Origin of the sequence: Aristophania vespae (assembly GCF_009906835.1) — a bacterium.
Classification (GTDB): Bacteria; Pseudomonadota; Alphaproteobacteria; order Acetobacterales; family Acetobacteraceae; genus Aristophania; species Aristophania vespae.
In genome coordinates this window covers 1,702,966-1,717,019 of the sequence record NZ_CP047652.1, presented here as the reverse complement: position 1 = coordinate 1,717,019, position 14,054 = coordinate 1,702,966, and the positions used below count along the sequence as shown (strand labels likewise).

General features: G+C 41.1%; 9 protein-coding genes. 5 read left to right on the top strand and 4 right to left on the bottom strand.

Annotated features, from left to right (window positions below):
• The first annotated feature begins 5,659 nt into the window (after nt 1–5,659).
• On the top strand, nt 5,660–5,818 hold the full coding sequence (locus tag GT348_RS07770; protein ID WP_160619217.1) for a hypothetical protein: 159 nt from the start codon (nt 5,660–5,662) through the stop codon (nt 5,816–5,818).
• Between the two features lie 970 nt (nt 5,819–6,788).
• On the opposite strand, the gene GT348_RS07765 is transcribed toward GT348_RS07770, so the two are convergent.
• Nucleotides 6,789–7,118: a hypothetical protein gene (locus tag GT348_RS07765; RefSeq protein ID WP_160619216.1), complete on the bottom strand. Its 330-nt coding sequence runs from the start codon at nt 7,116–7,118 to the stop codon at nt 6,789–6,791.
• 271 nt (nt 7,119–7,389) lie between these two features.
• Between GT348_RS07765 and aspT the strand changes: the two genes are divergently transcribed.
• The 4 genes from aspT to GT348_RS07745 all read left to right on the top strand — a co-directional run bounded on the left by aspT (nt 7,390) and on the right by GT348_RS07745 (nt 12,976).
• Nucleotides 7,390–9,081: an aspartate-alanine antiporter gene (gene aspT, locus GT348_RS07760; RefSeq protein WP_160619215.1), complete on the top strand. Its 1,692-nt coding sequence runs from the start codon at nt 7,390–7,392 to the stop codon at nt 9,079–9,081.
• A gap of 28 nt (nt 9,082–9,109) precedes the next feature.
• Nucleotides 9,110–10,699, top strand: a complete 1,590-nt coding sequence (locus tag GT348_RS07755) for a bifunctional aspartate transaminase/aspartate 4-decarboxylase (RefSeq protein ID WP_160619214.1) — start codon at nt 9,110–9,112, stop codon at nt 10,697–10,699.
• 158 nt (nt 10,700–10,857) lie between these two features.
• Nucleotides 10,858–11,961: an asparaginase gene (locus GT348_RS07750; RefSeq protein WP_160619213.1), complete on the top strand. Its 1,104-nt coding sequence runs from the start codon at nt 10,858–10,860 to the stop codon at nt 11,959–11,961.
• A 22-nt stretch (nt 11,962–11,983) separates the two neighbouring features.
• Nucleotides 11,984–12,976 (top strand): hypothetical protein, encoded by a 993-nt coding sequence (locus GT348_RS07745; protein ID WP_236646468.1) that lies wholly within the window; start codon nt 11,984–11,986, stop codon nt 12,974–12,976.
• Nucleotides 12,977–13,218: 242 nt separating this feature from the next.
• Here GT348_RS07745 and GT348_RS07740 read toward each other — a convergent pair whose 3' ends face one another.
• From GT348_RS07740 to GT348_RS07730, 3 genes are read right to left on the bottom strand one after another with little or no spacing between them, the layout of a single operon-like run.
• Nucleotides 13,219–13,440, bottom strand: coding sequence for a hypothetical protein (locus GT348_RS07740; RefSeq protein ID WP_160619212.1), 222 nt, complete (start codon nt 13,438–13,440; stop codon nt 13,219–13,221).
• Entirely contained in the window at nt 13,440–13,673 is a 234-nt protein-coding gene (locus GT348_RS07735; RefSeq protein WP_160619211.1) for a hypothetical protein, read from the bottom strand. The genes GT348_RS07740 and GT348_RS07735 overlap by 1 nt, the downstream gene beginning before the upstream one ends.
• Nucleotides 13,666–13,995 carry a hypothetical protein gene (locus GT348_RS07730; protein ID WP_160619210.1) on the bottom strand — a complete coding sequence of 110 codons (330 nt, stop codon included), beginning with the start codon at nt 13,993–13,995 and terminating at the stop codon, nt 13,666–13,668. Before GT348_RS07730 ends, GT348_RS07735 begins: the two co-directional genes overlap by 8 nt.
• Nucleotides 13,996–14,054 lie beyond the last annotated feature (59 nt).

Genomic DNA, 14,054 nt, shown 5'->3' with positions numbered 1-14,054 from the left:
TGATAAAAACAAAGGCGTATTCATAACGAACGGGCCATAGTGGCTGCAACCACCATGGCCCTATCATAACCTGAGTAACTTAGAAGAGGAAAACTCAGATCATGACTGTTCACACTATTAGCATGTTAAGTCATGCAAATGCTAGTCTATTAAATTACTCTAGTATGGTGGGTATGAGGCCGGTGCTTACTTTGCGTCTTGCTCTAAAAAGGCAACTCGTGAAGTTAATATGCTGTCCAAGTCTCCTATTACACAGATTTATATTAAGATATTTTTTAAAAACAAAGCACTATCCCCAGAACCGGTGGGTATAACCAGGTTTAGTAGGCTGCCTGGCCACTGGTTCTTAAGGAGGTGGCTGTCCATGATATAAGGGCAGCATAGCGTCATTAGGCCGAATACGGGCTATGGGCAGTGCATCGAAGGTCACTCTGCCGCCCATAGCCTGAACAGCCTAGGCACAAATTCTTTGTCTTAATCCATAGTTTTTATGATTTCACGGTTAAATTTTGGGTATGGCTCTCAATTAAAACCAAATTATTTATCACTATTATTACAACTTATGATTGTATTTATTTTGCAAATTTTTATTAAGAACAAAAATCCATTCATAGAGAACGGGCCATAGTGGCTGCAACCACCATAGCCCTATCATAACCTGAGTCTCTAGAAAGGAATAAACTCAGATAATGACTGTTCGCACTATTAGCATGTTAAGTCATGCAAATGCTAGTCTATTAAATTACTCTAATATGGTGAGTATGAGGCCGGTGCTTACTTTGTGTCTTGCTCTAAAAAGGCAAATCGTGAAGTTAAAATGCTGCCTAACGCTCCTATTACATAGATTTATATTAAGATATTTTTTAAAAACAAAGCACTATCCCCAGAACCGGTGGGTATAACCAGGTTTAGTAGGCTGCCTGGCCACTGGTTCTTAAGGAGGTGGCTGCCCATGATATAAGGGCAGCATAGCGTCATTAGGCCGAATACGGGCTATGGGCAGTGCATCAAAGGTCACTCTGCCGCCCATAGCCTGAACAGCCTAAGCACAAATTCTTTGTCTTAATCCATAGTTTTCATGACTTTACGGTTGAATTTTGGGTATGGCTCTTAATTAAAGCCAAATTATTCATCACTATTATTACAACTTATGATTGTATTTATTTTGCAAATTTTTATTAAGAACAAAAATCCATTCATAGAGAACGGGCCATAGTGGCTGCAACCACCTATGGCCCTATCATAGCCTGAGTCTCTAGAAAGGAATAAACTCAGATAATGACTGTTTGCACTATTAGCATGTTAAGTCATGCAAATGCTAGTCTATTAAATTACTCTAATATGGTGAGTATGAGGCCGGTGCTTACTTTGCATCTTGCTCTAAAAAGGCAAATCATGAAGTTAAAATGCTGCCTAACGCTCCTATTACATAGATTTATATTAAGATATTTTTTAAAAACAAAGCACTATCCTCCAGAACCGGTGGGTGTGACCAGGTTTAGTAGGCTGCCTGGCCACTGGTTCTTAAGGAGGTGGCTGCCATGATATAAGGGCAGCAGAGCATCATTAGGCCTAATACGGGCTATGGGCACCGCAAATAGGTCACTTTCGTGCTCACAGTCTGAACAGGCTACGTAAATTTCGTTTCTTTATCAATAGTTTTTATAATTTTTCGATTAAAATCTAGGCTTTGATTTAAAAACGTTACTATCCTCATAACTCATAACTCATAACTCATAACTCATAACTCATAACTCATAACTCATAACTCATAACTCATAACCTCATTAGTGAGAGCAGGCTTAATTTTAAAGCTATATTGAGTTGATAAAATTCTTGCTCATATTCTTATGGTTCTTGTAATTTTTTGAATGTTTAATAGCCAGATTTAAAGACAAAATATTAGTTTTAATTACGTCAATTCAGCTTAACTTTGTTCGATATTTATCAAATATTATAAATACATATTTCTAAAAGCGTTATGATAAAAACTACGTTTTCATCTCATCACCAGCAACTTAAGGTTGTGTTTATTGTGTGAGGTTTTACTAGAGTGATAACAGAATCACGGCTCTAATCGAGCCCAGTCAAAAAAGATTACAACCTGTAAGTGTATTATCACTTTTCATAAATATGCAATCATACCCTATCCGGAACATTAACAAAGTTCCAACATTGAGACATGATCGTTATAGAGAATAATCTATTATCAATTGATAATTGAAACTGACTAACTCTTGATTTTAGCAAAAACAAAGGCGTGTTTATATCAAACGGGCCTTAGTGAAGGAAACCACTATAGCCCTATCATTACCTGAGTCAGTCTGGAAAGGAAAACTTAGATCATAGCTATTAACATATTAAGTCATGCAAATGCTAGTCTATTAAATTATTCTAATATGGTGGGTATGAGGCCGGTGCTTACTTTGCGTCCTGCTTTAAAAGGGCAAATCGTAAAGTTAATATGTTGCCCAACATCCCTATTACATAATTTTCTTATAAATATACTTTCTTACACAAAGCATAATCCTCCAGAACCGGCGGGTATAGCCAGCTTTACCAGGCGGCCTGGCCATCGGTTCTTAGGGAGGTGATCCCACCATATTGAAAAAATAGCGGGGCACCAGCCTAAGCCGGATACGGGCTATGAGCAACGCAGAAAGGTCACTCTCTCGCTCATAGCCTATACAGGCTAATACATAAAATTTTCTTCTTTATCAATAGTTATTATGATTTTAGGGTTAAAATTTATGTATGGCTTTAAATCGAAACCAGTTTATTCATCATCACTATAATAAGCTAAAATTGTTTTTACTTTTCGGTCTTTTAATCAAAACAGAAGAGCCTTTGATCGAACCTGCTCTAAAAAAGAGTAATTACAACTTATAGGTGTATAACCACCACTTATTTAAAACATTAGCAAAGTCGTAACATCAAGAGGTGACCAGCATTGTCCCTGCACGTGCAGAGAACACAAATAGAGAATTTAAGAGTAAAATTAACAGCACGATTCATCTCCATTTCTGAACGTACGGAGAATAGCTGCCACCTTGCCATGTGTGGCCGCAAGCAAGCGGTCTATTCTCGCATATGCAAATAGCATCTCATAAAACAACCATAAGTTGAGCATGCTTACGGTTCAGCTTTGCACAAACAAGATTTTTTCTGCATTAAAATATAGGTTTTCTTTTACCGGTTTTACTTCCACGCGCGAGAACACCATATTATTAGAGTAATGCCCGCCTGCCGAAACGATTTTTTCTTGCTAAGGCAAGGTAATGATTTAGTGAAAGTAAAAAGAGAAAAATCAGTTCATTCCCCTATGTGCGAAGAATATCACGTAAAATAACTAGAGGTTGAATGCCCTTACGGATCCCCCTTACATTAATAAAATACGTTTTTGCGTTAAAAACCCAGTAATTCCTTTTGCCGGTCTAATTCTTGCGCGCGAGAACATCGTATTATTCGAGGGTTGCCAACCTGCGAGAACGGTTTTTTCTTTCTAAGGCAAGGTAATGATTTGGTGAAAGTAAAAAGAGAAAAATCGGTTCATTCTCCTATGTGCGAAGAATATCAAGCAAATCAACTAGGAGTTGAACACCTTCATAGATCCCCTTGCACGGGCAAGATACGTTTTTGCGTTAAAAACTTGGGGGTTTCTTTCGTTGGTCTTATCTTCGCGCGTGAGACATTGCACATTGTTCGAGTATCGCTACCCGTGCGAATGGCTCTTTCCTACTCAGGCGGGGAGTCGTTGTTTGGCGATAGTAAGGGAGGAAGGCGTTCGGTTCATCCCCTTACGCGCGAAAAACGCCATATAAAACAATCATAAGTTGAACGCTCTTGCAATTCATCCTTGCATAAGCGGTATATATTTTTGGGTTAAGAAGCCAGTAATTCCTTTTGTTGGTCTTATCCCCGCATTTGTGCAAAAGAACACCATACAAAACAACTATAACTTGAAAACGTTACAATTCACCTTCGTGTAGGTGAGGGATAGGCTGGGTAATGTATAATCGTTCGAACAGTGCTTCGTTCCCGCCTGTGCGAAAGAACATTATATGAAACAATCATAGGTTGAAATCGCCACGGTTCACCTTCGTGTAGGTGAGGGATAGGCTGGGTAATGTATAATCGTTCAAACAGTGCTTCGTTCCTGCCTGTGCGAAAGAATATTATATGAAACAATTATAGGTTGAGATCGTCACGGTTCACCTTCGTGTAGGTGAGGGATAAACCGGGTAATGTATGATCGTTCGAACAGTGCTTCGTTTCCGCCTGTGCGAAAGAACATTATATGAAACAATCATAGGTTGAAATCGCCACGGTTCACCTTCGTGTAGGTGAGGGATAGGCTGGGTAATGTATAATCGTTCAAACAGTGCTTCGTTCCTGCCTGTGCGAAAGAATATTATATGAAACAATTATAGGTTGAGATCGTCACGGTTCACCTTCGTGTAGGTGAGGGATAAACCGGGTAATGTATGATCGTTCGAACAGTGCTTCGTTTCCGCCTGTGCGAAAGAACATTATATGAAACAATCATAGGTTGAAATCGCCTCGGTTCACTTTCGCACGGACGAGGGATAGACCGGAGAATGTACGATCGCTCGAGCGGCGTTCCGTTTCTGAATGTGCCAATAGCATTTCGTGAAATAATCATAGGTTGAGAGCGTTGCGATGTATCTTCACTTAGGCGAGGGACAGGCTTGGGAATGCAGATTGTTTGGGCGGCGCTTTGTTTTCGCACTTGCGAGAAACATCACATGAAACAACTTTAGGTTGAGAACGTGGCGATTCATCTTCGCTTAAGCGGGGGATAGACTGGTAAATGCGTGATTGTTTGAGTGAGGTCTCATTCCCGTATGTGCGCAACAAGCACCAAATAAAACAACCACAGATTGAGAATGTTGCGATTCACCTTTGCATGGATGAGGGGTAGGCTAGGAAATAAGTGATTGTTCGTGTGGCGCTTCGTTCTTGTACGCGAGGAGAATAGTTGTCTGGCGACAGTAAAGGGAAAAGGCGTTCGGTTCATCCTCGTGAGTGCGAAAACATTACATAAAACAACCATAGGCTGATAACGTTACGGTTAACCTTCGCTTAGGTGGGGGGAGCCTGAAAGATGCATGATCGTTCGAATGATGCTTCGTTCCCGCCTGTGCACGAAAAACCCCATGTTAACAATCACATGTTGAAAACCCTTACGATCTACCTTCTCTTAGGCTAGAAAGAGGCTTGAAAATGCGTGATTGTTCGAGCGATGCTTTGTTTTCGCACTTGCGAGAAACACCATACAAAACAACGATAATTTTAAAACGTTACAATTCACCTCCGCGTAGGTTAGTGGATAAACTGGGTAATGTATGATTTTTTAAACGAAGCTTCGTTCCTGCATGTGTGAATGGCATCTCGTAAAACAACCATAAGTTGAGAACGTTACGGTTTACCTTTGAATAGGCAGGGGATGTGCTAGGAGATGTATGATCGTTCGAAGGGCGCTTCGTTCTCGTACGGGGGGAAATAGTTGTTTTCTGACAGTCAGAGGGAGAGAAACGGTTTATCTTCATATGCGCAAAAGACACTTCATAAAACAATCACAGGTTGAAAGTGTTACGATTCAACTTTCGCGTAGGTTGGGGGATAAATTGGGAAATGCATGATCGTTAGGGCGACGCTTTGTTCCCGCATGCGCAAGAAGCACCGTGTAAAACAACCATGGGTTGATAGCGTTACAATTCACCTTCGCATAGGCTGGGAAATGCGTGATCGTCTGGGCGATGTTTCGCTCCCATGCATGAGGGGGATAGTTGTTTAGTGACAGTTAGGAGAGAGGAAATCGGCCTAATCCCCTATGCGCGAAAGAATATTACGTAAAACAACCGTAAGTTGAGAGTGTTACGATCCATCTTCACGTAAATGGGGATAAACCGGGTAATGCATGATCGTTCGGACAGTGCTTCATTCTTATATGCGCGAGAAACACTATATAAAAACAACCACAGATTGCGATCCATCTTCGCATAGGTGGGAGATAGGCTAAGGAATGCGTGATTATTCGAATGGTGCTTTATTCCCGTGCATGAGGAGAACACCTAATTTGGTGACAGCCAGGGGGGATGGAATCAGTTCATCTTCCTAAGTGCGAAACACACCATATGAAACAACTATGGGTTGAGTCCGCCTTCGATTCACCTTTACGGACGCAGGGCATAATCTTTTGATTGTAAAAGCTTTGCGGCCTAAGGAGAAGAAAACACTTTGTTTCATCTCAAAATATTTTTAGCCCCGTGCCATATTGTTTGAGCACTTATTTCTTGGCTTTTAATATTGATAGATTTTGTATCTACGAAAAATTTGAAAAAACTGCATAAAACGGGCTGTAGAATATTTGAGTGCTTGGGAAGCTTTGGCCAAAATTATTCTTTGCCCGATTTAGGGGTAGGGTCGTGGCTTACCAGTATTATGACTGTGTTCTTGCTAGGTTCGTTTCAGTTTTAAATGACTTTCTCAGCTTTGTTGGGAGCAGTCATTTACGGCATGGATGGTGTCAGATCATTGGTTCATATCGTCTATGGTTATGTGACGTTTTATTATTGTCAATGATCAAGATTTTGCCGTTTGACCATGGGGGAGCCCAAAATTAATTTTGCAAAACTCGACTCGATTGCCATATGAAGAGGCTTAGAAAAAGCAGAGCTCAGTTCAGGCTTATTATAAAAGATATTTATAAAAGTGAGGTTTGAGAGGCTCCTTAAAAGAAAGAACCTCTCATAATTTAGACTAGTCTAATTTAATGTCCAGCAGCGAGATGTTGGTACATTTTGGTCTGTATTTGCACCAGGTGCTGTTAAAACGCATAAAACAACAGATTTTTTATGTTTTAATGTAAATATCTCACCATTTTGAAAGTAATTTGAGGTCGTGATTTTAAAGCCTTGATTTAGAAGCTGTTTTAGTGACTGTCCTACAGGTTTTAAATCTGTGGGGACAGAAAGGGCGTTATAAGGCGTTTTGGCCCCTGCTTCAGGTGGCCAGCTTGCGGAATTCTGCGCTAAAGCTGGGACGGTTATTGAAAGAGACATCATGGAAATGATGGTTAAAAGAGTTTTTCTCATTTCTTTCTCCTATAGAATTTTATTTATCCTGATATTTTAATCATTTCCTAAAGAGATTTAAATAAACTTAACGCTATTATAAAATTAATTTATTAGTAATTTTAAATAAACAAAAAATTTATATTTTACTCCAATCTTGGTTAATTTAAAGTTTTTTATGATTTTAAGGTATTGGCCTTAATTTATTTGATTTCTGTAAAAGTTTGTGACAGCCTTTTGAATTATGGAAAAAGAATAAAGCGACAATTATCTGTTTTTAGGAGTTTTTTTGTTGCATAACGTTGTTAATTTTTTCTCACATATATTCAATGCGGCTCCCGAAATTGCTCTTTTTCTTTCACTTGTGATTGGATATGGCCTGGGCCGTTTGCGCTTTGGTTCTTTCCAGTTAGGTGGGGTTGCAGGGTCTTTGCTTGCGGCTGTCGTCATAAGTCAGGTGGGGGTGCATATTGATTCGGGCATTAAGAATGTTCTTTTTGCCCTCTTTATTTATGCCGTCGGTTATCAAAGCGGCCCGCAATTTTTTCGCTCATTGGGGCGAGAGTCTCTTAAAGAAATCATGCTTGCGGTTGTGCTGGCTGTAACAGGGCTTATTACGGTTGTTACGGTTTCGCGCCTCTTTCATTTAGATAAAGGTTTGGCCGCTGGTCTGGCTGCTGGTGGTTTGACACAATCTGCCATTATTGGCACGGCTGGTTCTGCTTTGGGCAAATTGGGGCTTCCATTATCAGAAGTGCAGCAGCTGCAAGGTAATGTCGCGATTGGTTATGCCGTAACCTATATTTTTGGTTCTATCGGTACTATCATTATCTGCGTCAATATTCTTCCATGGTTTATGAAACGCAGCATTCGTGATGATGCTATTCAGGCCGAGACGAGCCAGGCCGGAGGTGTTCGTCTCCTTAAGCAGAATGAGAGTTTTGCTGTGCCTGATCTCATGGGGCGCGCCTTTATTATTAATAAAAAAGGGCTGACAGTTTCTCAGTTAGAGCAGACAATTCAAAATGTGACGGTAGAGCAGGTTTTAAGAGATAAAAAACCTTTTAAATTGTCGGGTGACCTTGCTCTTTTACCAGGAGACCAGGTTTTATTACTGGGTCATCGGGATAATATTGTTAAATATGGGTCACAAATTGGCACGGAGACAGATGACATATCTGGCCTGGATGTTGTTATAACGCGTGAAAATGTTGTTCTTACAAATAAGGATTTTGTAGGTAAAACCCTTGATCAATGTAAGGATATTTTGTCTCCAGAGGCTAGGCACGGTGTTTATCTTATTGATATCACACGTGATGGTAGAAAGATTGCTGTTAAAGCTGATAGTGTTGCTAAAGAAGGCGATATTATTACCCTCTATGGTAATGCTTCTGACATAAGCCGGCTTACCGCTCAAATTGGGACAGCCTTAGTCACAACAGTGAAAACCGACATAGTGTTTCATGCTCTTGGCCTGGCGGTAGGTTTGTTTATTGGCTTAGGTGTTGTGCATTTTGGTTCAGTGCCTTTAACCTTGGGAAGTGGGGGCGGTGCTCTGCTAGCTGGGTTGGTCTTTGGTTGGTACCAAAACCGTCACCCCCTTATTGGTAATATGAGTCGTGAAACTTCCACTTTCTTAATGGATTTTGGTCTCGCCGGGTTTGTTGCTGTTACTGGTTTGCAAACTGGCCAGCAGGCAATTTCTACAATCATGCAACATGGTGTGACATTATTCATGCTTGGTGTTGTTGTAACGATTGTACCGCTCATAATTACAATGTTGTTCGGGCTTTATGTGTTGCGATATCGTAACGTAGCAATTTTTGCAGGTGCCTTATCTGGCTCACGTAGTGCCAATCCAGCCTTGGGTGAAATTTTAAATAAAGCGGGAAATGCCGTTCCGACGGCGCCCTTTGCCATTACCTACGCACTGGCCAATGTGTTGTTAACATTACTTGGTCCTCTTGTTGTTGCCTTTTCATAAGTAATCAAAAATCTAAGGAGGCTAGCTTATGGCTACTGATTATTCAAAATTTAGTAATATGAGTCCTTTTGAGTTAAAAGATGAGCTCATTCGTTTAGCCAGTTCAAAAAGTGAGCGCACCATGCTTAATGCGGGGCGTGGTAATCCTAATTTTCTAGCGACTTTACCACGTGCTGCGTTCTTCCTTTTTGGGCAGTTTGCCCTTGCTGAGTCTCGTTTGTCTCTTTCTTATCTTTCGCCCTGGCTTGGTGGTACGGTTCGTGTTGCCGGGATAGAAGGGCGCTTTGATAGTTTTATGTCCACTCATCAGGGGTTAGAAGAAGCCCGCTTTTTATCTGGTGCCCTGAGTTATGTGCGTGACCAGATGGGGCTTCCTGCCGATGAATTCTTGTTAGAAATGGTAGAGGGTATTCTTGGGTGCTATTACCCTGCTCCTCCTCGTATGCTGTCTTTAAGTGAAAAAATCGTTGGTCAGTATGTGTTGCGCGAAATGGTGGGGGGACATGTTCCTTTAGAGGATACTGATTTTTTTGCAACTGAAGGCGGCACGGCGGCCATGGCCTATGTGTTTCATAGCATGAAGCAAAATGGCCTTATTAAAAAAGGTGACAAAGTTGCTTTAGGCATGCCTATTTTCTCACCTTATATTGAGATCCCAGAATTAGAGGAATATGGGCTGGAAGTCGTTGAAATTCAGGCCGATATTAATTTAAACTGGCAATATCCAGAGTCTGAACTTGATAAATTACGCGACCCCGAAGTTAAAATATTCTTCTGTGTTAATCCAAGTAACCCTGCTTCGGTTAAAATGGATGATCGTTCATTAGAGAAAATTGCTGATATTGTTAAAGAGCGTCCCGAACTCGTTATTCTGACCGATGATGTCTATGGCACATTTGCAGATGACTTCCGCTCTATTTATGCAATATGCCCGCATAATACGATACTTGTATATTCTTTCTCTAAATATTTTGGAAGCACAGGCTGGCGTCTTGGCGTCATCGGGATGCATAAAGATAATGTGCTCGATAAAGCCATAGCTAATTTCCCTCAAGAGGTAAAAGATACGCTAGAGAAACGTTATATCACCTTAACGCCTGATGTATCTGATCTCAAATTTATTGACCGTCTGGTAGCTGATAGTCGTGCTGTTGCTCTTAATCATACGGCTGGATTATCGACCCCGCAGCAAGTGCAGATGGTGATGTTCTCGCTCTTTGCGTTAATGGATCAGGAGGGGCGTTACAAAACTGTGCTTAAGAGCTTAGTGCGCCGTCGTCAGGAAGCTCTTTACAGGGAATTAGCTGCTACAGAGGGCCATGATGCTAATGCTGTAGATTATTACACGCTAATAGATTTGGAAAATGTAAGCCGCAGACTTTATGGAGATAAATTTGCCGCATGGATGCTTGAAAAAGCCAGTGCTGGAGAGCTTCTTTTCCGTATTGCCGATGAGACAGGTATTGTGTTGTTACCGGCTTCAGGTTTTGGCGCAAAACGCCCTGCGGGACGTGTGTCCTTGGCTAATCTTAATGAGGTTCAATATATCGCTATTGGGCGTTCATTACGTAAAATGGCTGAGGAATATTACGTTCTATTTCAAAAAGAACAGTCCTAAATTTAGAATGAAAACTGGGTAGAGTGCACTTTACCCAGTTATTTTTTCTTGTTCTTGTTCTTGTTCTTGTTCTTGTTCTTGTTCCCCGTTCTCCGTTTCGCGTGAAAGCATTGCTCTTTACGAAGCTGGCTTTGCATAAGCATAAGGTAAATTTCTCTATGGCTCAGTTATATAGGAGGCGTTGCTCAAGCTGGGTTTATGCCTTAGTGGGTGCTATTATTTTTGCTGTAAGTAGTTCTTTTGCTTTGGCACAAACTGGGAAGGCACCTATGCACTCTTCGTTACCGCGCGTTTTGGTTCTGGCTACTGGGGGTACAATTTCGGGAAAAGCCTCTGAACGTTCAGCCATTAGTTATGATGCTGGGGCTGTCACGGGCGAAGATCTGATTGCTGGTGTACCGGGTATTGAAAAGCTTGCGCGCTTAAAAGCTGAGCAAATTTCCAATATTCCGTCTCAAAACATGAACTCAAAAGTCTGGTTTCGTTTGGCTGAGCGTATTAACCAGGTTTTTGCCCATGATGAGGCTGATGCCGTCGTGATTACTCACGGCACTGATACTATGGAAGAAACGGCCTTTTTCCTGGATAAAGTTATAAAGACATCTCACCCGGTTATTTTAACAGGAGCTATGAGACCAAGCACAGCTATAAGTGCCGATGGTCCTGCTAATATGTATGAAGCCGTCAAAGTGGCCGTTGATCCTGCTGCGCAGGGCCGGGGGGTCATGATTGTGTTAAATGATACCATTCATGCAGCGCGCTGGGTGACGAAAACAAGCACCACATCGTTAGAGACATTTAAGTCCCAAATTGCCGGGCCTATTGGCGCTGTTGATGCTGCGTCTGTCCGTTTTTTTGGCCCACCAGTTTCTTTTAACCATATTGCTTTACCTACAGAGCAAAATCTCCCTCAGGTGAGAATAATTTATGCTCATGCTGATATGGATGCGCAACAAATTGACGAAGCTGTAAAGGCGGGTGCGGCTGGTTTAGTTATTGCTGGTATGGGTGATGGCAATGTTTCACAAGAGGCTCTTTCTGGACTGGATCGTGCTGTTAAAGCTGGTGTGATTATTGTGCGTTCTGCTAGAGTAGGTGAAGGTTTTGTTAACCGTAATGTCGAAGTTAATGATGATGAACATGGTTTAGTTGTTTCTTACGATTTAAACCCTCAAAAAGCCCGTATTCTTTTGCAGTTACTGTTAGCAAACCATGTGAGAGACAAATCCAAAATTCAGCAGGATTTCCTTGCTAGATATTGAATAAAAAGTAAGCAGTGCAAATATGAGTGAGAGAGTGGTTCAGTCATTGCAAAAGTTTTTTAAAGTGAAGACATTAAAGATACTGGCAACATCCGCTTTATTTTGCACTTTTAACATAACAGACGCCAAGGCTGGCCAGTGGTACACAGGCTCGCTCGTCTCTCCTTCTGGCACAACTGGAGAGGGAGTTTTAAACGTTGAGCCTTATTACTCTTATAGCCAACCTATGGGGGCTTTTGGTCCTCATGGCGGGACGGGGCCTGCAAAGCACCCCTTACAGCGTAGCTTATCAAACTCTACTTTGTGGAAATATGGTATTACGCCTGATTTGAGTATTCAGTTTCACACGATGGTTAATTATAGATGGAAGCATGCTGCGGGCCATGCTCATGGTCCCAAAGCGGCTGATATGCCTCTGGGCTTAATTTATCGTTTTGTTAGACCAGATCCAGAACGTTATATTCCTGCTTTAAGTATTATTGCAAGTATGGCTTTTCCAACAGGAGATTATAGTAATCTTGGCCATGAGCAGGACGGTGTTGGAACAGGGACTTACATTTTTCGTCTTGGATTTGTGTCGCAGTCGACATATACGCTGCCTGGTCAACATGAACTTCGTGTTAGAGTCTGGAACTGGTTCAGGCGGTCCGTTTCATCAGCTCGTTTAAAAAATATGACGAGCTATGGCACTGATTACGGCTTTTATGGCCGTGGCCATCCTGGCATGAGTGGGCAAACAGGTATTTCTTTAGAATATGGGCTAAACCAAAAATGGGTTTTAGCAACTGACTTGGCACATGACTGGGCAAATGGCTCTCATATTAAGGGTTATGACAGTCGAGGTCATTACGTTAATAAAATAAGTTCTGCGTCCAGTGATTGGCAAATTGCCCCAGCCATAGAATATAACTGGAACCCAAGATGGGGTATTATTGTAGGATCGGCCTTCTATTTTGCAGGTCACAATAGCAATATTCAGGTTACGCCTCAATTTGCTGTCAATTCAATGTTTTAGAGATAAAAGAGGCACCAATAAAAAGTGTTTTCTTTGAATATTTCATATCATGACATCACTTTATAAATAAAGTGGCATAAATTTTTGCATGTTCGTGCAAATCAGGCGCGGATTTTATGCTTCTAAACGCTGTTTAAGCATTAAACATATTGCCGCGCCTTTCATAAATATGTCAGAATTTATTTATAAAATATAATATTATGGGCAATAAATGTTACTTATTTGGTATTAGAATAAAGTAATCAACTTTTAGTTTGACATGATTTTACCTGGTCTCTCAGCCCGATGTAATCACCAAGCCAACGTACTATATGGGAATGATCGGGTAATTGTAATAATTCCTTGGCAAGGGCTTGTTGGTCTGTTGGAGAATAATCAACCAATATTGGGCAGATTGTTTGTAAATGGGGAGCGGAGCAGGCTCCCATAACCAGTAATAACAGCATTATTACATAAGTCTTCATTATATTTTTCCATTATTCAGCCGGTCTATAAGCTCCTTTGCTGTGATGGGCTTGTTTATTTCAGCCTGAGCCATAGCTCGCACAACGCGTGTTACCTGTTGGGCAAGTTGTGCATTTTCTTTTTCAAATTTAACACGCGCTGCGTTTCGCCCTGCTCTGTTTGCATATATGACCAGACTGATTAAAGCGCCCACTATTATAGTGAGCGCCTTCAAACCTAACCAGTTATTCACTTGGTGATGCTGCTTTTATTAGATTTGGGATATGGGGCAGGTTAGGAATTAATGATGATTTTGTTTTTACTCCCGTTGTAACGTCAGCTACGCCATTAAGAATTTCAGTGCTGCCTTTAATAACTTTTTCAAGGTCAAAAGGTGTTATTCCTTCAATGGCAGGTAAAAGGCCGTCAGCAATTTTTAAGACACCATCAATGACTTTCTGCTGGTTACTGCTTAGACTAAGGCCCGTAATAGCTTTGATGGCAGCCTCAGCTGATGAAGCGAGATCGGTGATAGCGTGATTAAAAATAGAAGATGTTGTTTGTGCTTCTGTCATGTTAAAATATCCTTAATAAATAATTTGATTTTAAATAAGGGGCTTGTTGTTTCAGCCCA